Annotated in this window: 17 protein-coding genes; 12 read left to right on the top strand and 5 right to left on the bottom strand. The window is 66.2% G+C overall.

Features of this window, described 5'->3' with window-relative positions; translation table 11 throughout:
• Positions 1–108 precede the first annotated feature (108 nt).
• The 4 genes from argA (at position 109) to glrR (ending at position 5,762) form a co-directional block, all read left to right on the top strand.
• Positions 109–1,419, top strand: coding sequence for an amino-acid N-acetyltransferase (gene argA, locus EBB56_RS06345; protein ID WP_045991098.1), 1,311 nt, complete (start codon positions 109–111; stop codon positions 1,417–1,419).
• A gap of 810 nt (positions 1,420–2,229) precedes the next feature.
• Positions 2,230–3,738, top strand: a complete 1,509-nt coding sequence (locus EBB56_RS06340; protein WP_124803404.1) for a sensor histidine kinase KdpD — start codon at positions 2,230–2,232, stop codon at positions 3,736–3,738.
• A complete protein-coding gene (locus EBB56_RS06335) occupies positions 3,735–4,322 on the top strand; it encodes a hypothetical protein (RefSeq protein ID WP_231498601.1) in 588 nt (195 codons plus the stop codon). The genes EBB56_RS06340 and EBB56_RS06335 overlap by 4 nt, the downstream gene beginning before the upstream one ends.
• Before the next feature lie 54 nt (positions 4,323–4,376).
• The gene (glrR, locus tag EBB56_RS06330) at positions 4,377–5,762 is read left to right on the top strand and encodes a two-component system response regulator GlrR (protein ID WP_124803402.1); all 1,386 of its coding nucleotides are present in this window, start codon (positions 4,377–4,379) and stop codon (positions 5,760–5,762) included.
• 277 nt (positions 5,763–6,039) lie between these two features.
• Here the strand turns inward: glrR and xseA are convergent, their stop codons facing one another.
• The gene (gene xseA, locus EBB56_RS06325; protein WP_124803400.1) at positions 6,040–7,431 is read right to left on the bottom strand and encodes an exodeoxyribonuclease VII large subunit; all 1,392 of its coding nucleotides are present in this window, start codon (positions 7,429–7,431) and stop codon (positions 6,040–6,042) included.
• A gap of 180 nt (positions 7,432–7,611) precedes the next feature.
• Between xseA and EBB56_RS06320 the strand changes: the two genes are divergently transcribed.
• From EBB56_RS06320 to EBB56_RS06305, 4 genes are all read left to right on the top strand, one after another.
• Positions 7,612–9,345, top strand: a complete 1,734-nt coding sequence (locus EBB56_RS06320) for an alkaline phosphatase D family protein (protein ID WP_124803398.1) — start codon at positions 7,612–7,614, stop codon at positions 9,343–9,345.
• A 170-nt stretch (positions 9,346–9,515) separates the two neighbouring features.
• Entirely contained in the window at positions 9,516–10,136 is a 621-nt protein-coding gene (locus EBB56_RS06315; protein WP_124803396.1) for a hypothetical protein, read from the top strand.
• Positions 10,133–11,704, top strand: a complete 1,572-nt coding sequence (locus EBB56_RS06310) for a GMC oxidoreductase (RefSeq protein ID WP_124803394.1) — start codon at positions 10,133–10,135, stop codon at positions 11,702–11,704. Before EBB56_RS06315 ends, EBB56_RS06310 begins: the two co-directional genes overlap by 4 nt.
• Before the next feature lie 35 nt (positions 11,705–11,739).
• The gene (locus EBB56_RS06305) at positions 11,740–12,834 is read left to right on the top strand and encodes an alpha/beta hydrolase (RefSeq protein ID WP_124803392.1); all 1,095 of its coding nucleotides are present in this window, start codon (positions 11,740–11,742) and stop codon (positions 12,832–12,834) included.
• A gap of 31 nt (positions 12,835–12,865) precedes the next feature.
• On the opposite strand, the gene EBB56_RS06300 is transcribed toward EBB56_RS06305, so the two are convergent.
• The 4 genes from EBB56_RS06300 to EBB56_RS06285 all read right to left on the bottom strand — a co-directional run bounded on the left by EBB56_RS06300 (position 12,866) and on the right by EBB56_RS06285 (position 17,170).
• Entirely contained in the window at positions 12,866–13,936 is a 1,071-nt protein-coding gene (locus EBB56_RS06300; RefSeq protein ID WP_124803390.1) for an AbrB family transcriptional regulator, read from the bottom strand.
• Between the two features lie 227 nt (positions 13,937–14,163).
• Positions 14,164–15,669 (bottom strand): tripartite tricarboxylate transporter permease, encoded by a 1,506-nt coding sequence (locus EBB56_RS06295; RefSeq protein WP_045991091.1) that lies wholly within the window; start codon positions 15,667–15,669, stop codon positions 14,164–14,166.
• A 95-nt stretch (positions 15,670–15,764) separates the two neighbouring features.
• A complete protein-coding gene (locus EBB56_RS06290; RefSeq protein WP_045991090.1) occupies positions 15,765–16,199 on the bottom strand; it encodes a tripartite tricarboxylate transporter TctB family protein in 435 nt (144 codons plus the stop codon).
• On the bottom strand, positions 16,196–17,170 hold the full coding sequence (locus tag EBB56_RS06285; RefSeq protein ID WP_108449946.1) for a tripartite tricarboxylate transporter substrate binding protein: 975 nt from the start codon (positions 17,168–17,170) through the stop codon (positions 16,196–16,198). The genes EBB56_RS06290 and EBB56_RS06285 overlap by 4 nt, the downstream gene beginning before the upstream one ends.
• A gap of 124 nt (positions 17,171–17,294) precedes the next feature.
• On the opposite strand from EBB56_RS06285, the gene EBB56_RS06280 reads away from it, so the two are divergent.
• The 4 genes from EBB56_RS06280 (at position 17,295) to guaB (ending at position 22,218) form a co-directional block, all read left to right on the top strand.
• Positions 17,295–17,963, top strand: coding sequence for a response regulator (locus tag EBB56_RS06280; RefSeq protein WP_045991089.1), 669 nt, complete (start codon positions 17,295–17,297; stop codon positions 17,961–17,963).
• Positions 17,960–19,405 carry a sensor histidine kinase gene (locus EBB56_RS06275; RefSeq protein WP_108449947.1) on the top strand — a complete coding sequence of 482 codons (1,446 nt, stop codon included), beginning with the start codon at positions 17,960–17,962 and terminating at the stop codon, positions 19,403–19,405. Before EBB56_RS06280 ends, EBB56_RS06275 begins: the two co-directional genes overlap by 4 nt.
• A 119-nt stretch (positions 19,406–19,524) precedes the next feature.
• A complete protein-coding gene (locus tag EBB56_RS06270) occupies positions 19,525–20,622 on the top strand; it encodes an ABC transporter substrate-binding protein (protein WP_108449979.1) in 1,098 nt (365 codons plus the stop codon).
• A 126-nt stretch (positions 20,623–20,748) separates the two neighbouring features.
• Positions 20,749–22,218, top strand: a complete 1,470-nt coding sequence (guaB, locus tag EBB56_RS06265; RefSeq protein ID WP_045991087.1) for an IMP dehydrogenase — start codon at positions 20,749–20,751, stop codon at positions 22,216–22,218.
• Positions 22,219–22,360 lie beyond the last annotated feature (142 nt).

The following is a 22,360-nucleotide window of genomic DNA, read 5'->3' as shown; positions in this document are numbered from 1 at the left end:
CTGGCATTCGGGCAACCGGGCGTAACGGGCGGGGCGGGTGTGGGTCGATAGCAGGCTCTGATATAGTGAGAACTCCTTTCTCCTTGTCCTCCGCAGCAGGTCCGGTCCTTGAACACGTCCTTTTCCTTCGTCGACTGGTTTCGCCATTCCTCGCCCTATATCAATGCCCACCGTGGCCGCACCTTCGTCGTGCTGGTCGAAGGGGAGGCGATGGCGGCGGGGCGAGGGGAGTCGCTGATCCAGGACCTGGCGCTCTTGCACACCCTAGGGGTCAAGCTGGTGGTGGCCTTCGGCATTCGCCATCAGGTACACAGCGTGCTCGAGGCCGAGGGTATCTCGCCGGTGCGCCATCAGGGGCGCTGGGTCGCCGACGAAACCATCATGGCCAGGGTCGAGCGGGTCGCCGCCGAGCAGCGCCTGTGGCTCGAGGCGCGGCTGTCACTGGGGCTGCCCAACACGCCGCTGCACGGTATCGAGTTGACCACGGTGTCCGGCAATCTGGTCATGGCCAAGCCCCTGGGGGTGCGTGACGGCGTCGACTTCCAGCGTTCCGGCGAGGTACGTCGGGTCCGTTCGGGGGCGGTCAGAGCCCTGCTCGAGCAGCACTCGCTGGTGCTGCTGCCGCCGCTCGGGTTTTCCAGCACTGGCGAGGTCTTCGACCTGGACGCCGCAGAGGTCGCCCAGCAAGTGGCAGTGGCGCTGAAGGCCGACAAGTTGATCCTGCTGGGGGAATCCGACGGTCTGCGCGATGACAGCGGGCGGTTGTTGCGACAGCTGTCTCCGGCGGAGGCGCGGCCGCTGCTGGACGACGCCTCTATCGGTGAGGAGCGCGCACGCCACCTGGGAGCCGCCTGCGAGGCGGCGTCCCATGGCGTCGCACGCACCCACCTGTTGTCCTGGCGCGACGCCGACGCTCTGCTGGGCGAACTCTTCACCCGTGACGGCGTCGGCACCATGATCACCCAGCATCGCTACGAACAGCTTCGAGCGGCGGGCGTGGAGGATATCGGCGGGCTACTGGAACTGCTGGATCCGCTGGAGAAGCGCGGCATGCTGGTCCCGAGATCCCGCGAACGGCTCGAGCACGAGATCGACGACTACCTGGTGATCGAGCGTGATGGCATGGTCATCGGTTGCGCCGCCCTGCACCGTTTCGACGACGCCAACGTCGGTGAGCTGGCCTGCGTGGCGGTGCACCCGGACTATCGTAGCGGGGCCCGTGGTGAACGCCTGCTGGCAGAGATCGAGCGTCAGGCCCGGCGCCAGGGCATCGATCGTCTGTTTGCCCTGACCACCCACACCGCCCACTGGTTTCTTGAGCACGGCTTTGTCCCCTCGGCGCTCGATGAACTGCCACCGCTGCGACGCGATGCCTACAATCATGCGCGGAAGTCGAAGGTAATGAGCAAGGCCTTGTAGGGCGTACCAGGGAAGGTGCTCGTCGACGTTTCGGCCAACCATTGCGGCGTCTCCAAATGGAGACGCCGTAATTTTTTGTTAAGTAAGGATATTTTGATTTTTACTCGTTTTGCGTCTGGATTTGGCGACGTTTGTTCAAAGGTCAGGCCTCGAAAGTCGGCCATGACGCTCAAGATGTCTATGGTTGGCGATTTTTGATAATTTTAAGTTATTGATAATAAATAAGTTGCTTTGTTTTTGGCACGGTGATCGCAATAGTCTTGGCGAGCAGGGAAGGTGGCGATCAAGTGTCGTTGTCCTTCCGGGATCGGCGGAGAAATCACTGCCCTGTGCGACTCCGACGAACCCAGCGCCTGCTCCGCGTGATGTGCGACACAAGGTTGCGATGAGACGGCACCGGCCGATCAGGCATGGAGAGGTGTCGTGAAGAGCAAGGATGCTCTGGCAAGGAAGCCGACCCCTTCGGGGGAGTCTTTCGCTCCGCCGCCCAGGCGACGGAGCCAGAACGAGGCAGGATGGGAGACCATCCGAGAGGTGAGATCAGGTTCCTGGTAACGACGATCGCACCTTGGCTTCGGGCCCTTCGGGCCACCCGAAAACCGTTCAATGGGCGGACCAGGCCATCGATTGATCTGTTTTCGACCCTTCAGTTCCCTGCGTATTCGGGCCGGCCTAGCCGGCCCCTTTTTTTTCATACGGTTTTTTGCGAAGTCGGCTGAGCGTTTGACGCGGGGGTAATGGGCCAATTCTGGTATTCTTCTGGATGGATTGATGGACGCTTCATTCACCTTCCTTCACAGAACTCTGGTCATGACCTCTGCTGCCACGCGCCGTTGGCGCCCCCGCTCGTTGTTGCAACTGGTGCTGCTGGCCTTCGTGGTGGTCATGCTGCCGCTTGGTGTGCTGATGTACCAGGCTGGTCAGGCGCTGTCGGAGCTGTCGCGGCTGGCCGAGGTCAGCGCTCGTCAGGCGGTGTCCGAGACGCGTCGGGCACGCACCCTGGGGTCGCTGGCGGTGGAAATGGAGCGTGGTGCGCGCCAGTACGCGGTGATCCAGGAAGAAAGCCTGCTCGACATCTATGCCGATCGTCTGGCCGAGTTCCGTGAGTTGCTGGCGCGCCAGCGCCTGCTGCTGCCCGATGACCCCGACATCCAGGCGCTGGAACGCCTGCTCGACGAACTCGCGACCCTGCCGCAACAGCCGCCGGAGGCCTACGCGGCTTCGCTCGACGACTTTGTAGCTTTTTCCCGACACGTCGAGGGTATGCGCCAGGCCACCAACAGGCGTATCGATCTACGCCTGGACGCCATCCGTGAACGTGCTCGACAAGTGCAGCAACGCCTGTGGTGGCAGACCGGGGCGCTGGTCTCGGCGAGTCTGATGCTGATGCTGTTGTTCACCCGCTTGATCATACGCCCGGTGCGTCAGCTCGAGCGGCGCATCCTCGGCATCGGCAGTGGCTATCAGGACAGCCAGCAGCGCCACGTTCAGGGCCCTGCGGAGCTGGTAGCGCTGGGCGAGAGGCTCGACTGGTTGACCCATCGCCTGGAAGAACTCGAAGCCCAGAAACAGCAGTTCCTGCGCCATATGTCCCATGAACTGAAGACACCGCTGGCCAGCGTTCGTGAGGGATCGGCGCTTTTGTCCGATGGCGTGGCCGGTGAGTTGAGCCCGCGTCAGCGTGAAGTGCTGGACCTGATCGACGCCAGCGGCGCCGAACTGCAGCGCCTGATCGAGCAACTGCTCGACTATAATCTGTTGCAGCACCACCGCAGTGCGGCCATCGAGCGCCTCGACATGGCCACGGTGGCACGCGAGGTGCTGGCCAAGCATCGATTGAGCCTGCAGTCCAAGGAAATGGCGGTCGAAGTGTTCTCGGGCCCGCTGCAGTGGCGTGCCGATCATCAGGCCACCGCCCGATTGCTCGATAATCTGGTGTCCAACGCCGTGGCTTACGGTGAGGATGGTGGCAAGCTGCTGATTCGCGCCCGTGCACGCCACGACAGGCTCGAGCTCGAGGTGGCCAACACCGGCGAGCCGATCGCCGAGCAGGACCGTGACCACCTTTTCGAGGCCTTCTACCAAGGACGAGCACGACGCAAGGGTGCGCTCAAGGGCTCCGGCATCGGACTCTCCGTGGCGGCCGACTGCGCTCGTCTACAGCACGGCCGGCTCGAGCTGATCGATGATCCCGAGTGGCCGGTGTGCTTTCGACTGACGCTGCCGGCAGCACCACCGGAAGATGGCCGACATTACGGCCTACATAACGATACAAGGCCCGCATTGACGGGTCAGGACGCAAGGAACCTGACGCTATGAACTCAAGGGGTGTGACCCTGACACCTCGACGCTCGCTTACCCGAGTCGTCGGCCCTGCCGCTGTTGTCAGTCTGATGCTGGTGATCAGCGGTTGTGAAATGCTGCCTATCGAGTCAGTCGGTGACGAAACACCGGCGGTCGAAGCGCTTGATCTGACCACCTGCCATGCAGAGGTGCCGACCTTTGCCGAGTCCTCTTGCATGTTGACCGACTGGATCGCCTTCGGTCTGGCCTCCCAGCGTGGCGATCGCCAGTGGCGTGACGCCATGCTGGCGCGGCTGGAAGGTCATGCGCCCGAGCAACGCCTGGGGCGCGCCGTGGCCTTGAGCTGGGGCAGCGAAGCCCAGTGGGACCAGGCCTCGGAGCTGTACAAGGCGGACCTGAGCCTGGCGCCCGTTGAACTCCAGCCCCTGCTGCGCTACTGGCTCAATGAACTCGAAGGGCGGCGCGCCCTGGATGACCGCGCCGGTCGCCATCATGGCGAGGTGGCTCGGCTACGCCAGGAAAACAAGGAACTGGCAGACAAGCTCGATGCGATGACCGCCATCGAACAGAACATCAATCTGCGACAGCAGGCGGAATGAGAGCAGAGCACCAACCAGCGACAGCGGATGGAGTGAAATTGTGGAGACGGTGATATGAAGCAAGTCGCAGCGACCGCGAACGCCAGGACATCGGCCCATGTACTGCTGGTAGACGATGATGTCAGCCTGCTGAAGCTTCTGGGCATGCGCCTGGAAAGCCGCGGCTACCGGGTGACCACCGCCGAGAGCGGTCGCGAGGCGCTCAAACGGCTGGAAGAAGGGCGGCCGGATCTGGTGCTGTCCGACCTGCGCATGGATGAAATGGACGGCATGGCGCTGTTCCAGGATATCCAGCGGCGCATGCCCGGCCTGCCGGTGATCATCCTGACTGCCCATGGCTCGATTCCGGATGCGGTCAGCGCCACTCGCCAGGGCGTGTTCAGCTTTCTGACAAAACCGGTGGACCGCGAAGAGCTGTTCGGGGCCATCGACGATGCCCTGTCCAATACCGCTAGCAGCGGCGAAGGTGATGATAGCTGGCGCGACGAGATCATCACCCGCAGCCCTGAAATGGAGCGTATTCTCGAGCAGGCGCGGATGGTGGCGGGGTCCGATGTCAGCGTGCTGGTCACTGGACCATCGGGCTCCGGCAAGGAGCTGCTGGCCAATGCCATCCACAAAGCCAGCGCCCGCGCCGACAAGCCCTTTATCGCGATCAACTGCGGCGCGCTGCCGGAGCAGTTGCTGGAAAGCGAGCTGTTTGGCCACGCCAAGGGCGCCTTCACCGGGGCCATCAGCGAACACGGCGGGCTGTTCCAGGCGGCCGACGGTGGCACCCTGTTCCTGGACGAGATCGGCGACATGCCACTGGCGATCCAGGTCAAGCTGCTGCGGGTACTGCAGGAGCGTCAGGTGCGCCCGGTGGGCTCCACCACGTCGGTGCCGGTGGACGTGCGGGTGCTGTCGGCGACCCATCGCGATCTGGATCAGGCCATGCATGAAGGTGAGTTCCGTGAGGATCTCTACTATCGCCTCAACGTGGTCAACCTGAAGCTGCCGGCGCTCAAGGATCGCGCCGAGGACGTGCCGCTGCTGGTCAAGCATCTGGTAGCCCAGGCGGCGTCGCGCCACAAGCCCTTCGTCAAGGGGTTCTCGCCGGAGGCGCTCAATCTGCTGGCAACCTGTGCCTGGCCCGGCAATGTGCGTCAGCTGGTCAACGTGGTCGAGCAGTGCGTGGCACTGTCCAGTGCGCCGATGATCCCGGAAGCCCTGGTGGCCCAGGCGCTGGCGGCGGAAGACAACGCCATGCCGACCTTCAACGACGCTCGCGCAGGATTCGAGCGTAGCTACCTGGTCAAGGTGCTGAAGATTACCGAGGGCAACGTGACCCAGGCGGCGCGCATCGCCGGACGTAACCGTACCGACTTCTACAAGCTATTGTCCCGCCACGAGCTGGAACCCGCCTCGTTCAAGCCGGGGGTGGCAAGCCCTTGTCGCTAGCCCGATGGGCAGGCTTGGTCCGATGGGCCGAGCCCCCGAAGATCCCCACTCCGGCCCCGTCCGGCTGCTTCAGCCGGCGGCGGTTCGCCGCCAAGGTGCCGCCGGCAAGGTGCCGCCGGCAAGATACCGACAACCTAGGCGCTGTCCGAAAAGTCGACGAGCGAAGGTTAGACAAGGCAAAAATCGGTGAGAAAGCGCAGTTTACGGGGTGTAAATGAGCATTTTGATCCGATTTTTAACGCTGTATTACCGAGCGCAGGCACTTTTCAGACAAGCCCTAGGCCTCGTCGTCGGATCGGTTGTCCGGGGCCTGCTCGGCTGCCGGCCATGTCTCGATCACCTCGACGTCCAGCTCGCCATCGGCGAGACGAGCGTGCAGTCGCTGGCCGGGCGCGGCCTGATCGGCACGGCGCACCGCCTGGCCGTCGCTGGCGGTGAGGATGGCGTAGCCACGACCTAATACGGCCAGCGGACTGACCGCCTGCAACTCCCGGGCGGCGGCTGCCAGGCGCTCGCGCCGATGGACCAGCGATAGCCGCTGGGCGCCGTCGAGACGGCGTCTCAAGCGGCTCAGTTGGCGCCGATTCTCGTCCAGGGTGAGTCCGGGCGAGCGCAGCGACAGACGGTGAGCCAGGTCTGTCTGGCGGCGCCGCTCGGCGACCACTCGACCGCTGATGGCGCGTCCGAGGCGTTCCTTCAGCTGGCCAAGACTATCGCGCTGACGTGCGATCGCCTCGCCGGGGTGACGCAGGCGCGAGCGCAGGTGATCCAGCCGCTGGCCTTCCCGCTGCAACAGGCGTGCTTGTGCACCCTTCAGACGATTGTCTGCCTGGGTTAGCCGGGCCGTCAGTTCCTGGCGCGAGGGCACCAGACGTTCGGCGGCGGCGGAGGGCGTCGGTGCGCTGGCGTCGGCGGCCAGATCCGACAGGCTCTGGTCGGTCTCGTGGCCCACCGCAGACATCACCGGCAGGCGCGAGTGGTGGATCGCTCGGGCCAGGTGTTCATCGTTGAAGGCCCACAGATCCTCGAGACTGCCGCCGCCACGGGTGATCAGCACCACGTCCCGGTCCTGGTCCAGCGTCGCCTGGCGATTGAGCAGGCCCAGGGCGGCGATGATCGCGGGCGCCGCCTCGGCCCCCTGGACCGGTACCGGTATCAGGGTCACCGTGACCAGCGGCCAGCGTGCCCGGAGTACCGCCAGCACGTCGCGCAGGGCGGCGCCGCTGGCGGAGGTCAGCACCAGCAGATGTCGCGGGGGAAAGGCCAGCGAGCGAGCGTTGGTGAAGACCCCCTGGTCGCCCAGGCGTTGCTTGAGCGCCGCCAGGGCGGCGAGCAGGGCGCCGGCTCCGGCGGCCTGCACCGCCTCGACGATCAACTGGTAGTCGCCCCTGGGCTCGAACAGCGAGACTCGGGCGCGCACCCGCACCAGATCACCGTCACGCATGGGCGTCGACACAAAGCGTCCACGCGTGCGAAACAGCACCGCCTTCACCTGGGCGCGTTCATCCTTGAGGGTGAAGTAGACGTGCCCCGAGGCCGGGCGCGAGACCCCCGACAGCTCGCCTTCGATCCACTGTTCGCCGAGATCGGCTTCCAGCGTAGCGCGCGCGCGTCGATTGAGGTCGCTGACCGAGAGTACGTCCTGGGCGCTATCCGACGTCGCTGTCATGGAGGCTTCCTGGGCTGGCATTGAAGAGAATCGGCGAGCATCAGCGACTGGCAGGACCACGCTGGCAAGTGACAGGTTACCAGAGCCCAGGTCGCCGCTTCAGCAAAGTCGAACTACGCTTAACGGGACAGGCGGGCAACCGGTCTGCCTCGCACGCGCCGCTGCGACGGAGGAGGGCACATGTCGGGACTTCGCGCGCCCGATATCGGGCCTATCGTGGGGCACACCACGGCTCACAGCTGTCGGTTGTGGGTTCGCGGTATCGCTCCCAATGATGATGGCGTCGACCTGACCGCGTCCTTGCGTACCGTGGGCCTGCTGGCGGTGGTCGAGGACAATGGCTTGCCCCGCCTGATCGACGGTGATCCGTCACGTCCCCACGCCTTCTATTTTCGTCTGCACCGGGAGTTTGATCGTACCGGAACCTTCGAGCTGGGGGCCGAGGAAGGTCTGGGAGCGATCGATGGCGTGGCGCCGCTGGGCCAGCCCGATGGGGTGGTGCCGTTGACGCCCGATACCCGCTACAAGGTGCGTGTCGCGACCCTCACCCTGGATGACACGACGCCCGATGTGGAAAGCCTGAGTGACGCCCAGATCGCCGCCAGGCTGCCCGACGTCAACGGCATGGCGTCGCTGCTCGCCGACCTCGATGGCGAGCACTGCGAGGCCGAATTCACCACCTTCGCCGCCGCAGTGGAGCCACGACTGGCCTTTCTGCTGGGGTCCTGTCGCTATCCCGGTACCCTGTGGAAGACCAAGGAAGCCGATCGCATCTTCGGCCCCATGGCCAGTCACTTGAGGCGTCGAGGCAGTCGGCCGGCGGCGCGCTTCAGCCTGCTGGTGGGCGATCAGATCTACGCCGATCAGTACAGTCGCTTCGTGCCGATCGGTCGCGCCGAGACCTTCGCCGAGTTTCAGGACCGCTATCGCCAGGCCTTTGGTTCCCCGCAGATGCGCCACTTCCTGCGCCAGGCACCGGTGTACATGATCCTCGATGACCACGAGATCGAGGACAACTGGCATCGTGACCGCCTCGCCGCCAAGCGCGAGCTGTTCAATGTCGCCATTGGCGCCTACATGAGCTACCAGTGGTCACACTGCCCGCGCAGCTTCGGGCGTCATCTGCACTATCACTTCGACTGCGGCGGCTATCCCTTCTTCGTCTGTGACACCCGTACCCATCGTACCTACGGTCGCGAGAACCGGGTGATGGACAACCATCTGCTGGGACGGCCCAGCATCGACCCCCAGCATCCTTCCCAGCTGGACGTGCTGCTCAGGTGGCTGAGCGACCAGCAGGCCCGCTGCGGCGCGATGCCCAAGTTTGTCGTTACCTCGACGGTGTTCGCGCCCAGTCCGCTGGATGAAAGGCTCGATCCGGCCCTGGATGGCCATGACGCCCAGGCGCCGACGGATCTGGTGCGGACCAACCTCTCCCGGCGTGCCGAAAGCGATAGCTGGTCGGGGTTTCCGGCCACCCGCAAGGCGCTGGTCGAACATATCGTCGAGGCCGGCATCGACAACGTGATCTTCCTCAGCGGCGACGTGCACTGCGCCAATATCGCCGAGATGGTGGTGGAAGGGGGCGGCGGCGAGCCGCGACGGCTGTATGACGTCACCTCCTCGGCGCTGTACTGGCCGTTCTTCTGGGCCGACGGGGACCCCAACGGTTTTGTTCACGACTCCCGTCTGCCCGGTCAGGTGGATGGCTTTCCGCTGTTTGATGGTGACATGACGCTGCACTACCGGGCCTTTGGCTTCTATCAGCAGGAAAACTTCTGTCGCCTGGAGCTGGACCGCGCTCACCACCGTCTGCGGGTCAAGGTGATCGATCGCTACGGCGATGAAGTCAGGGTGACGGACCCCGATGGCTCCGTGGTGCCCTATAACGATCTGGCGCTGGTGCCCTGGTAGCGAGCGATATGGCCGGTAGCGGCAATGTCGAAAGCGGGGCTGAAGGGCGCTGGGCTGGAGAGCGCTCGTCGGAAGAGTGCTCGTTGGAAGAGTGCTGACGGGCCGGTCGCCAAAGGGCGGGCGGCCCGGACGACAGGCGCAAGAGCAGGTCCTTTCCTGGAGAAATGGCGGTGAATACGACTAACCCCATGCTGGCGGGATTGCTGTTCGAGGAAACCATGCGAGGCCATTTTTCGCTCGGAAGCCAGGCGCCCGAGCGCGGTGAACGGCTGGGGCATACAGAAGGCACCGAACTGGCCCTCCACGCCAAGGTCCAGATCGATGACATGAGCGCCTTCCTGGCCGACGACCGCCACCACGGCAGGCTGGGTGGTGTCGTCGATTTTGCCCCGCTGGGCCTCGGGCTGGTGATTCTCGAGGGTGACTTTCAGTTGTTTTCCCAGGGCCCCGGGGCGGGGCGTCAGATGGTCTACGACGCGGTTCTGGAACTGGATGAGCGGCGATTGTTCCTGCACGGGGTGAAGCGGGTCAACGACGATCCGGGGCCTGATCTCTGGCGCGATACCACCACCCTCTATACCACCCTGCACGAGGGCGAGAGCGCCACGGCCGACATTCTCGGGGCGGGCATCCTGCACCTGGGCGTGGCCGAGTTGATGGCCATGCTCAAGACCATGACGCCGACGGGCCAAGGGGACCTGCGCACGGTGGCGGATTTCGGTCGCTTCTTCTTTGGTGAACTGTGGCACCTCTATGCGCCCTGGGTCATTCGCCGGGAGCCCGAGGCATGAACTACGACGCCATCGTGGTGGGGTCAGGGTTTGGTGGGGCCGTGGCGGCCTGCCGGCTCGCCGAGGCCGGGCTCAAGGTGCTGGTGCTTGAGCGCGGAAGACGCTGGGAGCGCGAGGACTTTCCCCGGGGGCCGGATGATGACTGGTGTTTCGATGTGGACGCCCCTCGGGAGCGTCATGGCTGGCTCGACCTGCGCTTCTTTTCGCGCATGGCGGTGGCACAGGGCGCTGGCGTGGGTGGTGGTTCGCTGGTCTACGCCAATGTCTCGGTGCCGGCTGAGCGCTTCGCCTTCGACAGTGGCTGGCCGGAGGCGATCGACTTCGATGAGCTCGTCCCCTACCAGGACCGGGTAGGCCAGATGCTGGAGGTGGCCGAGGTCCCCGCGGGCCAGGTCAGCGAGCGCTATCGACTGGTCCAGGAGGCCGCCGTGCGCAGCGGAGACGGCGATCGCTTTCGCCCCTTGCCGCTGGCGGTGCGTTTCGACCCCGACTGGAACTATCAGCTCAGTGAGCCTCACCACCGTCGACACAGTCGGCAGACCCTCAATGTCCACGGCAAGGAACAGGGGACCTGCATCCACTGCGGCTATTGCGATATCGGCTGCCCGGTGGGGGCCCGCAATACCCTTGACCTGAATTACCTGGCCCGGGCGGAGCAGTTGGGGGCACAGGTCCGTCCATTGAGCATGGTGCGATCGCTGGTGCCGGAGTCCGGGGGCTATCGGGTGACCTTTCAGCATCTGGAAGGCGCGCCGACGATCCGTCACGAGCGCGCCGAGCGGGTGATCCTTGCCGCCGGCTCGCTGGGGTCCACCGAGCTGTTGCTGCGGGCCAGGGACCAGTACCGCACCCTGCCGGAACTGTCGCCGCTGCTCGGCCATCACTGGTGCGCCAATGGCGATTTCCTGACCCCCGCGATCTACCCGAACAGACGCATCGATGCTTGTCGCGGGCCGACCATCAGCGCCGCCATCGACTATCTCGACGGCAGCGACGGCGGTGAGCGCTACTTCGTCGAGGACGGCGGCTACCCTGACTTGATCGCCCACGCCTTGACGCAATTGCTGTCGCGCTCGGCCACAGCGAGCATGTTGCGGGGTGGCTGGCGTGCGGTGCTGGCCGAGGCGCTAAAGGAGAATGATCCCGATCGCTGCCTGATGCCCTGGTTCGGCCAGGGCATGGACACCGCCGACGGGGTGCTGAGGCTGACGCGGCGTTGGCTGGAGCGAGAGCCGTCGTTGAGCCTGGACTATCGGGTGGCCGCGTCCCGGGCCACGGTGCAGGCGCTGTGCGAACGCCACAAGCGCCTGAGTGCGGCCACCGGAGGCGTCGCCATCGAGCCACCGAGCTGGCGCCTGCTGGACTATTTGATCACCCCGCATCCGCTGGGCGGTTGTCCCATGGGAGAGAATCGCTGGGACGGGGTGGTCGACCATGCCGGGGAGGTGTTCGGCTATCCGCGACTGTACGTGCTCGACGGTGCCATCGTGCCGCGCGCGCTGGGGCTCAATCCCTCGCGCACCATCGCCGCCCTGGCCGAGCGCGCCATGGCGCGGATGCTGGCCTAGCAGACGGAAGCGGCGACCCACCGGGAGGTAACATCATGGCCCGCGAGATCCCCCTCTACACCCTCGACGGCGTTGTCGACGCCGAGGTCACCCAACACGGCTTCTGTACCGAGGATGGCCTGGGGCTGTCGCTGCTGCGCTTTCGGCGTGGCCAGGGGCGCATGGCGGTGATGATCGTTCATGGCCTGACCACCTCCAGCGACATGTTCATCCAGCCCGAGCATCGCAATCTGGTCAGCTTCCTTTTGGACGAAGGGGTCGACGAGGTGTGGACGCTGGACTTCCGCATGAGCAACCGCCACCCCTACAACCTGCAGCCCAACCGCTACTCCATGGATGACTGTGCGCTGTTTGACTTTCCCGCGGCGGTGGCAAAGATCCGTCAGGTCGCCGGTGACGACGTCGAGCTGCACGTGATCGCTCATTGTCTCGGCTCGATGGGCTTTGCCATGGCACTGTTCGGCGGCACCGTCAGCGGCATTCGCTCCTGCATCCTCAACAGCGTTGCGCTGACGCCCCATGTACCGCGCTGGTCGAGGATCAAGGGCCACATCTTTCCCTTCGTGATCGAGCGCATCTTCCAGCAGCCCTACGTCAGCCCGCGCTGGAGCGAGGATCCAAGATTCACGCTGGGCAAGCTGTTGTCGAAAGGCGTATCGCTGTTCCACCGCGAATGCGACGTGCCGGCCTGCCATATGCTGTCACTGATGTGGGGCACCGGCTGGCCGGCACTGTACAACCACGAGAACCTGGACGAGCGCACCCACCGACGGGGTGGTGACCTCTACGGCCCGGTAGGGCTCAACTATCACCGTCATGTCTTGAAGATGCTGGGCCGGGGCCATCGCACGGTGAAGATGCGCGAGGCACCCGAATACGCCGCGCTACCCGACGACTACCTGCTCGAGGCGCGCCGCGTCGATACCCCCTGCCTGTTGCTGACGGGACGCGACAATCGCGTCTTCACCGACAGCAACGTGCACTGCCACCGGGCCCTGGAGGAGGCCGCCCCGGGCCGCCATGAGCTCGCGATCATCGACGGCTACGGTCATCAGGACGTGTTCATGGGCGCCCGGGTCGACCGTGAGGTCTTTCCCCGGTTGATGACGTTCCTGAACGCCCACGCCTGAGCCCAGGCGCCACGCCAGAATCCAGATGCCGTCAGGCCCTGAGGCGGCGATGGGCCCAGCCCACCAGCGGCGGCAACGCCACCAGCAGAACGGTGATGCGCAGCAGATGGTGGGAGGTGACGAAGGCCGGTTCGATGTTCAGTGACAGCGCCACCAGGCTCAGCTCCGGCGCCCCACCCGGCATGTAGGCCAGCAGTGCCGCGGCCACCGAGATGCCGGTCAGCGCCTGGCCGACCCAGGCTGCCGCCACCGCCAGCACCACCAGGATCAGCGCCTGGACCACCGCCAGTCCCAGCTGTCGCGCCATGTCGGACAGCGCCACGCCGACGAAGCGCACGCCCACCGAGGTGCCGATGACTACCTGAGCCAGGGCGATCAGCGCCGGTGGCAGCACCGCGTGGGTCAGCCCGGAAAAGTGCAGCAGCGACGACACCAGCGCCGGGCCGAACAGCAGGGCGTTGGGCAGGCGCAGCACCCGGCCGACCACGGCGCCGAGCACCGCCGCTACCACCAGCCAGGCGGTGCCGGCGAGCGAGGGTAGCTGGCTCCACTGGGCCGGCCCGTTGCTGGCGCCGGCCAGATCCACGTGGCCGAACAGGCCGAGGATCGGTGGAATCGCCAGCAGCAGCACCAGGATACGCACCGCGTGGGTGATACCGACGGCGCGCAGGTCAGCGCCAGACTCGTGGGCCATCATCAACAGCGCCGACAGTCCGCCCGGGGCGCCGGCGTAGAGCGCGGTGTCCAGCGAGTGACCGGCCACGCGGTAGCTGAAGGCCACCGCCACCACCATCATTACCGCGGTGGCGGCGAGCATGATTGCGGCGCTGGCGGCCCAGGCGGTGATATCGCCGGACAGCTCCGGGGTGAAGGCCGAGCCCAGCATCACCCCGATGACCACCAGAACCCCCTTGCGCAACCGTCCCGGCGAGCCCAGGCGCACCCCGGCGAGGCTCGCCAGGGTGGTGGTGATCAGGGCGCCGAGCAGCCACGGAAGCGGCAGGTCGATCAGGTAGGCGATGACCCCGCCCAGGCTGCCCAGGGCCAGTGTGGGCAGGAAGCGCCAGGCGCCGGGGGGAAGGAGTGAGGGGGCGGCGGGCATGGCGTCTCCTGTGTGCGTTGCCTGTACTCTGTGCACAGGTGGTGGTGATCGAGCCTGACGACGGCGCGCGGCGCCAGATGGCGCCGCGCAGGGACTACATAAGGGCTACATAAGGGCTACGCTGGGGCTTCGTGCGGGCCACACAAGAGCGATGCCGAGATCTATGCCGAGAGCGATGCCAGGGCCTTTGCCGGGGCGACTCGAGCATGGCCCTGAAGCCCGTTGCATCAAGCCTGGCTCGAGGGCCGTTGCTTGAGCAGCTTGGGTACCAGCCAGGGCAGTACAAGCAGTGCCGAGGCGGCGATCCACAGCGACAGCGAGATGCCGGACTGCCACAGGATGGCGGTGTCGCCACCGCTGATCGCCAACGCCCGACGCAGGTTCTCTTCCATCAGGCCGCCCAGCACGTAGCCGAGGATGACCGGCGCCAGCGAGAAGCCGAGCTTGCGCAGCAGGTAGCCGAAGACACCGATGACGAGCATCAGATAGATGGCGGTCAGGTCGGAATGCAGCTGATAGACCCCGACGAAGGATAGCACGGCGATGGCCGGCACCAGCACCCAGCGCGGGATGGTCAGCACCTTGGCGAAGACCCCGGCCAGCGGCAGGTTGAGCGCCAGCAACACCAGGTTGCCGATGTACAGCGAGGCGATCAGGCCACCGGCGACCTCCGGGTTGTCGGTGAACATCATCGGACCCGGGGTGATGTTGTAGAGCATCAGCGCGCCGAGCAGCACCGCGGTGGTGCCGGAGCCAGGGATGCCCAGAGTCAGCATCGGTACGAAGGAGCCTGCGGCGGAGGCGTTGTTGGCCGCTTCGGGCGCCGCCAGGCCACGCATGTCGCCGGTGCCGAAGGTGTTGTCCTTGTCCACCAGCCGCTTTTCGGTGGTGTAGGACACCGCACCGGCCACCGAGGCGCCGGTCCCGGGCAGTACGCCTATGATGAAGCCGAGCACGCCGGAGCGCAGCATGGTGCCCTTGCAGGCCATCACTTCCTTGAGGCTGACGAACACCCGGCCCAGCGGCGGCAGGGTGTCATCGACGTCGTCGCGATGGGCGTGCTCGAGCATCAGCAGGATCTCGCTGATGGCGAACAGGCCGATGATCATCACCACGAAGTCGATACCGTCATAGAGCTCCGGCATGCCGAAGGTGTAGCGCATCACGCCGGTGCCGGAGTCGACGCCGACGGTGCCGATCAGCACGCCGAGTACGGCGCCGATGGCGGTCTTGATCGGGTCCTTGCCCATCATCACCGACATCGACGAGAAGGCGAACACCATCAGCGCGAAGAATTCGGCGGGGCCGAACATCACCGCCACCCGGGCCAGCAGCGGGGCGAACAGGGTCAGGCCGATGATGGCGATGGTGGCGCCGACAAACGACGCCACCGCCGACAGGCCCAGCGCCGGACCGGCCAGGCCACGCTTGGCCAGCGGATGGCCATCGAGGGTGGTCATCACCGCGCCGGCGTCGCCGGGCACATTGAGCAGGATGCTGGACATGCGCCCGCCGTACTCGGCACCGGTGTAGATGCCGGCCAGCAGGATCAGCGCGGATTCGGCGGGCAGGCCCAGGGTGTAGGCCAGCGGCATCAGGATGGCGATGCCGTTGATTGGCCCGATGCCCGGCAGGGCGCCGAACAGGGTGCCCAGCAGCGCGCCGAGGAAGGCCAGGCCAAGATTGAGCGGCGTCAGGGCGACGCCGAAGCCTTCAATAAGAAAGTCGAACATGGGAACACCTTGATCAGGGATCGGTGGCGGTCAGGGCTGGGGCAGCGCTGGCAGCTGAGCTGTTACAGGAGCTGGCTTCAGGGCGGCGGTTCGCGCTACCACGGCAGGCCGGGCAGGCCGATGCCAAGGCCATGGGTGAACAGCCACTGGCCGCCCAGCGCCATCAGCACACCGGTGGCCACGGCCTTGAGCGGACTGGCCTCGAACAGCCAGGCCAGGGCGGCGATCACCAGCATCGAGCTCAACAAAAAGCCCAGGCGCGGGAACAGCACGGCGTAGACCAGCAGCAGCACCAGCACGCCGATCAGGCGCAATCCCAGGCGCTTGTCGGGCCAGTGGCCGTTTTCTCCCGGACGTATCACCAGCACCAGCGACAGCAGCCCCAGCAGGATGGAGAGCCCCAGCGGAAAGGCCTTGGGGCCGACGGGGTCGTAGCTGAAGGGCACCTCGAGGGACAGGGCGTTGACGGCGGTAAACGCCGCCAACCCCATCAGGGCGATACCCAGACAGCGGTCGGCGGCGATACTCATTGGGTCAGACCCACTTCCGTGGCCAGCTCCTTGAAGCCGGCGACCTGATCCTTGACGTAGCCGTCGAAGTCGTCACCGAAGCGGGCCATGGGGAACAGGCCGCGAGCTTCGCGCAGTTCGGCGAAGGTCTCGTTGCCGGCCAGGTTCTCGAGGCGCTCGACCCAGGCCTGGTAGGCCTCGTCGCTGACCTCGGGGCCCATGTAGTAGCCGCGCCAGATCGGCCACTGGACGTCGTAACCCTGTTCGGCGGCGGTGGGAATCTCGGCGTAGGGGCCGCCCATGCGCTCCTCGGACAGCGCCGCCAGCACGCGGATGTCGCCGCTCTCGAGCTGGGACTTGAGCTCCGACAGGTCACCGGAGAACACCTGGATATGGTTGCCGAGCAGTGCGGCCAGGGCCTCACCGCCACCCTCGAAGGCCACGTAGCGCAGGCTGCGCGGGTCGACGTCGGCGGCCTTGGCGGTCAGCGCGGCCTTCATCCAGTCCTGGCTGCCCACGCTGCCACCGGCGCCGAAGGCGACCTGGGTGGGGTCTTCCTGCAGCGCCGTCATCAGCTCATCCAGGGTCTGCCAGGGCGCGTCGGCCTTGACCACGATGGCGCCGTAGTCGACCCCCAGGGCGCCGACCCAGCGCACTTCGCTGGCGTCGTACTGGCCGAACTTGCCCAGCGCCAGGTTGACCGCAGCGCCGGTGCTGGCGGCGACGATCAGGTTGGGGTCGTCGGTGCGCACGCCGTTGACGTGGTTGTAGGCCACCGCACCGATGCCGCCGGGCATGTAGGTGACCAGCATCGGGTCCTCGATCAGTCCGGTCTCGAGCAGGCCATTGGCGGCCAGCCGGCAGGTCAGGTCGTAGCCACCGCCGGGCTTGGCCGGGGCGATGCATTCGGCCTCGTCGGCGGCCTGGGCGGTGCCGACGCTGAGGCTGGCGCCGAGCAGCAGGGCGGCGGGCAGAGCTGTGATATTCTTCATGCGGACTCCTGACAACTATTATTATGGGTTGATGAAACCGGGGTGCTTTAGCGTGAGAGATGCTAGGCCGACTAGCTTTCATCAACCTGTCATGCCCTCCCTGCCTGGATAAGACATTAGTCGCATGCGCCTTCTCGTCGTCGAAGATGATGCCCTCATCAGCCGCTCGCTGGTCGAGGCCCTGACCCCCCTTGGCAATACCGTGGAGGTGTTCGCCTGCTGCAGTGATGCCAGGGCGGCGCTGCGCCAGGGTGGGGTCGACCTGATGCTTCTGGACATCGGCCTGCCCGACGGCGACGGCCTGTCACTGCTGGCCGAGTTGCGTGACGCGGGCGATCGCACCCCGGTGATCATCCTGACCGCCCGGGACGCCCTGGATGACCGGGTCAGGGGACTCGACCTGGGCGCCGATGACTACCTGGCCAAGCCCTTTGAGCTGGCCGAACTTGAGGCGCGGGTACGCGCGCTGCTCAGGCGCAGCCAGCAGCGTGCCGACAACCGTCTTGGCCTGGGTCCCTTGTCCTTCGATCCGGCCAGCGGCGCCGCCAGTCTGTTCGGCGAGCCCATGGCGCTGCCCCATCGCGAATTGCTGCTGGTCGAAAGCCTGTTGCTGCACGCTGGAGCCATCGCGCCTCGCGAGACCCTGGAAGGGCGACTTTTCGGCTTCGGCGAGGTGGGCTCCAATGCCCTGGAGGTCTACGTCAGCCGGCTGCGCAAGCGGCTCAAGGGCGCAGGTCTGCGCATCCGCACCTTTCGCGGTCTCGGCTACCGTCTGGAAGAGGACGACGGGTGATCGAGGTCGAGGGATCACTCAAGCGTCGGCTCGGTGGCTGGCTGGTGGTCACCGTCGGAGTGCTGGGGCTGGCGCTGATGGTGGAGGCCTGGGTCAGCAGTCAGCGGGCGGCGGCGCGGGCCTTCGACGCCCAGTTGCAGGCGGCGGCGCTGACCATCGCCGAGGCGGTGCGCTGGCAGGACGGCATCCCCCAGGTGGTGGTGCCGGCGGCGGCGCTGCAGATCCTCGCCACCGACAGCCAGGCGCGGGTGTTCTACGCGGTGCTGGACGATGAAGGCAGGACGCTGTCGCGTAACTGGCCGGTGGACATCCCCGTCGCCTGGCAGCAGGCGCTGGATGAAGGCGGTATGTCGCGGGACTTGACCACGACGCTGGGAGAGCTGCGTCTGCATGCCCAGCGGGTGGCCTCGGCGGGTTGGGTCACCCAGCTGCCGGTGCAGGTGTGGGTCGGGCATACCCTCGAGGGGCGCCGAGCCCTGGCCCGCTCACTGTTCGAGCGTTCGCTGTCGCGCTTTATTGCCATGGTGCTGCTGACCGGGGTGCTGATGGGCTTGACCATGCGCGCGGCGCTGTCTCCCCTGCGCCGCCTGCGCCGCCAGATTCGTGGACGCGGCGCCGATGACTTCAGTCCGCTGGCGGCCAGGGTGCCCAGGGAGCTTCATGAGCTCGCCCAGGCCTTGAACCACCTGTTCGCCCGTCAGCGCCAGGGCCGCGAGGATCTTCTGCGCTTCACCGCCGACGCCAGCCACCAGCTCAAGACGCCGCTGGCGGGACTCAAGACCGTCAGCGAGCTGGGCCTTCGCAGCAGTGATCCGGATGAATGGCGCCAGGCGCTCACGCGCGTTCACGCCCGGGCCGAGGACACCAGCCGACTGGCCGGCCAATTGCTGTCGCTGGCGCGACTGCGCCACCTCGACCGGGAGACGGCGCTGCCTGCGCTCGACCTGGGTGAGCTGGTACGCGACGTCGCCCTGGACTGGGCGGCGCGGGAGCGGGCGGCGGAGCATGACCTCGGGCTTGGCAGCCTGCCAGCCGAGCCGCTGAAGGTCTGTGTCGAGGACTGGGCACTGCGCGAAGCCCTGGGCAACCTGATCGACAACGCCCTGCGCTACACGCCGACAGGTTGCGAGATCACCCTGCATCTGTCGCGCGAGGGCGACTGGGCGCGGTTGTCGATCGTCGACGACGGCCCTGGTGTCGCCGACGCGGCGCTGGCGACGCTGGGGCAGCCGTTTCAGCGGGGTGGGCGCCAGGACACCGAGGGCTCCGGGCTTGGTCTTGCCATCGTCGATACCACCGCCCGGCGCATGGGCGCCCGCGTGCAATTCGCCAACCGCTCGCCGCAGGGACTCGAGGTGGTGCTGTGGCTGCCGCTGGCGAAGGACGAACAGGATGTCACCGGTGCCTTTGCGGCCGACGTGAATCAAGGAGAGAGTACTTGATGTCCCTGCAGCCCGGACAACGCCTTCGATCCTGTGGACGTCTCCCGGCCCGCTGTGCGACGCAGGTCACACGGCGGCAGCCCCTGGTGGTATCGCCGTGCCTGCCGCTTTTACTGCTCATGCTTCTGCTGCTGGGTGGCTGTCACAGCGGCGACAGCCGCACCCCCACAGATGAAGATCCGCTGGTGATCTCGGCGGCGCTGGATCTTGACGTGGTGGCGCCGCTGCTGGACGCCTTTCGCCAGGCCTATCCCCAGATTCCCCTGCGCTTTGAGGATCGCACCACCCGGGAGGTGGACGACAGCGTGGTGGGACATCTTCAGGGAGGCCAGGCGACGGGCGAAGGGGCGAGCAGAGCGCCGGACGTGGTGATCAGCTCGGCGATGCCGTGGCAGATGGCCCGGGTCAATGAAGGACTGGCGCGGCGCCTGAACGGGCCGGAGATCGAGCGCTGGCCCGAGTGGGCGCGCTGGCGCGACGAGGTCTTCGCCTTCACCTTCGAGCCGGTGGTGATGGCCTATCGGCTGGATCTGTCGCGGCATATGCTGCCGCCTCAGACCCATGGCGACCTGCACGCACTGCTGGCGACCCAGGCCCGCTGGCTGACGGGCAAGGTGACCACCTACTCGCCGCTTTCCAGCGGGGTGGGCTACACCCTGGCCCAGCAGGATGCACGCTACTCCTCGCGCTTCTGGGAGCTGGTCGGCGCCATGGGGCGTGTCGATACCCGCCTGGAGACGACCACCCGGGCCATGCTCGAAGGGCTCAGCCAGGGACGCTACTGGCTCGGCTACAACCTGCTGGGGTCCTACGCCATGGTCTACGCCCAGGAACATCCCGAGGTGATCGTGCAGGTGCCCAGGGACTATTCGCTGGTGCTGATGCGCATGGCCTTCGTGCATCGCGATGCCCCCCACGTCGAGGCCGCCGAGACCTTCGTCAGGTTTTTGCTGAGTCAGCGTGGCCAGCGGGTGCTGGCGGGACAGACGCCACTGTTCAGCGTGCTGCCGGGGGTGACCGGCCCCTACACCGCCGCCAGGCTGCGCACCCAGGTGGGGGAGCGGCTCTACCCGATACTACCCAACGCCACCTTGCTGGCCTTCGTCGATCCTGCCCGCCGGGAGGCCTTCGCCGACCACTGGCGAGCGCGTTTTCAGGGCGAGCCGGCGGCCAACGATGCGGTCGAACGGGGTAGCGGGGCGCTGGCGCCGGAGTAGACGGCGGATGGCAACCGAGGAGCATCGATGTGTCAAGCTGGCACATTGCCGGAGGCCGGGGCGGAACGTTATAATGGGCGATTAACTTCTTCCCTCCCTCTAAAGCCTCAGTGGGTGTTGCCGATTATGCTACGTATGGCCCAAGAAGCACTTACGTTTGACGACGTATTGCTCGTTCCCGGCTATTCCGACGTTCTCCCCAAGGACGTCAGTCTCCGGACCCGCCTGACTCGCGACCTCTTCCTCAATATTCCCCTCGCCTCCGCCGCCATGGATACCGTCACCGAAGCCCGCCTGGCCATCGCCATGGCCCAGGAAGGTGGCATCGGCATCATCCACAAGAGCATGGGCATCGCTCAGCAGGCGCTGGAAGTGCGCAAGGTCAAGAAGCACGAGAGCGTCATCGTCAAGGATCCTGTCACCGTCGGACCCAAGGCCAAGCTGCAGGACCTGCTGGCGATGGCCAAGGAACACGGCTTCTCCGGCTTCCCGGTGGTCGAGGGCGAGACCCTGGTCGGCCTGGTGACCGAGCGTGACATGCGCTTCCAGCCCAACCATGGCGACAGCGTCGCCGACATCATGACCCCGAGCGATCGCCTGGTGACCGTGCCGGAAGGCACCCCGCTGGACGTCATCAAGGGCAAGATGCAGGAGCACCGGGTCGAGAAGATGCTGGTGGTGGACGGCGACTTCCGCCTGCGTGGCCTGGTGACCTTCCAGGACATCGAGAAGGCGCGTACCTTCCCCAGCGCCGCCAAGGATGCCGACGGCCGCCTGCTGGTCGGCGCCGCCGTGGGTACCGGTCCGGAAACCCCTGATCGGGTCAAGGCGCTGGCCGAAGCCGGTGTCGACGCCCTCGTCGTCGATACCGCCCACGGTCATTCCCGTGGCGTGATCGAGCGGGTGCGCTGGGTCAAGGAGCACTTCCCGCAGATCCAGGTCATCGGCGGCAACATCGCCACCGCCGACGCCGCCCGGGCGCTGGCCGAGGCCGGTGCCGACGCGGTCAAGGTGGGCATCGGTCCCGGCTCCATCTGCACCACCCGCATCGTCGCCGGTGTCGGCGTGCCGCAGATCACCGCGGTGTCCAACGTGGCCGAGGCGCTCAAGGAGTTCGACATCCCGCTGATCGCCGACGGTGGCGTGCGCTTCTCCGGCGACATCGCCAAGGCGGTAGCCGCCGGTGCCAGCTGCATCATGGTCGGTGGCCTGCTGGCCGGCACCGAGGAGGCGCCGGGCGAGGTCGAGCTGTTCCAGGGGCGTACCTACAAGGCCTACCGTGGCATGGGTTCCATGGGCGCCATGTCCCAGACCCAGGGTTCCAGCGACCGCTACTTCCAGGACAAGGACGACGGCGTCGAGAAGCTGGTGCCGGAAGGCATCGAAGGCCGGGTGCCCTACAAGGGCGTGATGGGTGCCATCGTGCACCAGCTGATGGGTGGCCTGCGTGCCTCCATGGGCTACACCGGCTGTGCCAGCATCGACGAGATGCGCACCAAGCCCGAGTTCGTCAAGATCACCGGCGCCGGCTTCAACGAATCCCACGTTCACGACGTCCAGATCACCAAGGAAGCGCCCAACTATCGAGCAGGGTAGGCGCTGACGTGACGCGCCAGGCGTATCGCACCAGACGCGTTGCACCAGAGGGCGCGCGGGGCGACTCGCCCCTCGTCACCCTGAGCTGGAAGCGGTCCGCCGCTTCCAGCTTTTCGCTTTTCGATTGCTCGGCCCACCGGCC

The sequence above is a fragment of the Halomonas sp. YLB-10 genome (genome assembly GCF_003856855.1).
Lineage (GTDB): Bacteria > Pseudomonadota > Gammaproteobacteria > Pseudomonadales > Halomonadaceae > Halomonas > Halomonas litopenaei.
This window is presented reverse-complemented; position numbering and strand designations above follow the sequence as displayed.

Excerpts from the sequence above, each read along its gene's own strand:
- EBB56_RS06340 (WP_124803404.1), top strand. The coding sequence starts at position 2,230 with ATGACCTCTGCTGCCACGCGCCGTTGGCGCCCCCGCTCGTTGTTGCAA.
- EBB56_RS06335 (WP_231498601.1), top strand. The coding sequence starts at position 3,735 with ATGAACTCAAGGGGTGTGACCCTGACACCTCGACGCTCGCTTACCCGA.
- glrR (WP_124803402.1), top strand. The coding sequence starts at position 4,377 with ATGAAGCAAGTCGCAGCGACCGCGAACGCCAGGACATCGGCCCATGTA.
- xseA (WP_124803400.1), bottom strand. The coding sequence starts at position 7,431 with ATGACAGCGACGTCGGATAGCGCCCAGGACGTACTCTCGGTCAGCGAC.
- EBB56_RS06320 (WP_124803398.1), top strand. The coding sequence starts at position 7,612 with ATGTCGGGACTTCGCGCGCCCGATATCGGGCCTATCGTGGGGCACACC.
- EBB56_RS06310 (WP_124803394.1), top strand. The coding sequence starts at position 10,133 with ATGAACTACGACGCCATCGTGGTGGGGTCAGGGTTTGGTGGGGCCGTG.
- EBB56_RS06305 (WP_124803392.1), top strand. The coding sequence starts at position 11,740 with ATGGCCCGCGAGATCCCCCTCTACACCCTCGACGGCGTTGTCGACGCC.
- EBB56_RS06300 (WP_124803390.1), bottom strand. The coding sequence starts at position 13,936 with ATGCCCGCCGCCCCCTCACTCCTTCCCCCCGGCGCCTGGCGCTTCCTG.
- EBB56_RS06295 (WP_045991091.1), bottom strand. The coding sequence starts at position 15,669 with ATGTTCGACTTTCTTATTGAAGGCTTCGGCGTCGCCCTGACGCCGCTC.
- EBB56_RS06290 (WP_045991090.1), bottom strand. The coding sequence starts at position 16,199 with ATGAGTATCGCCGCCGACCGCTGTCTGGGTATCGCCCTGATGGGGTTG.
- EBB56_RS06285 (WP_108449946.1), bottom strand. The coding sequence starts at position 17,170 with ATGAAGAATATCACAGCTCTGCCCGCCGCCCTGCTGCTCGGCGCCAGC.
- EBB56_RS06280 (WP_045991089.1), top strand. The coding sequence starts at position 17,295 with ATGCGCCTTCTCGTCGTCGAAGATGATGCCCTCATCAGCCGCTCGCTG.
- EBB56_RS06270 (WP_108449979.1), top strand. The coding sequence starts at position 19,525 with ATGCTTCTGCTGCTGGGTGGCTGTCACAGCGGCGACAGCCGCACCCCC.
- guaB (WP_045991087.1), top strand. The coding sequence starts at position 20,749 with ATGCTACGTATGGCCCAAGAAGCACTTACGTTTGACGACGTATTGCTC.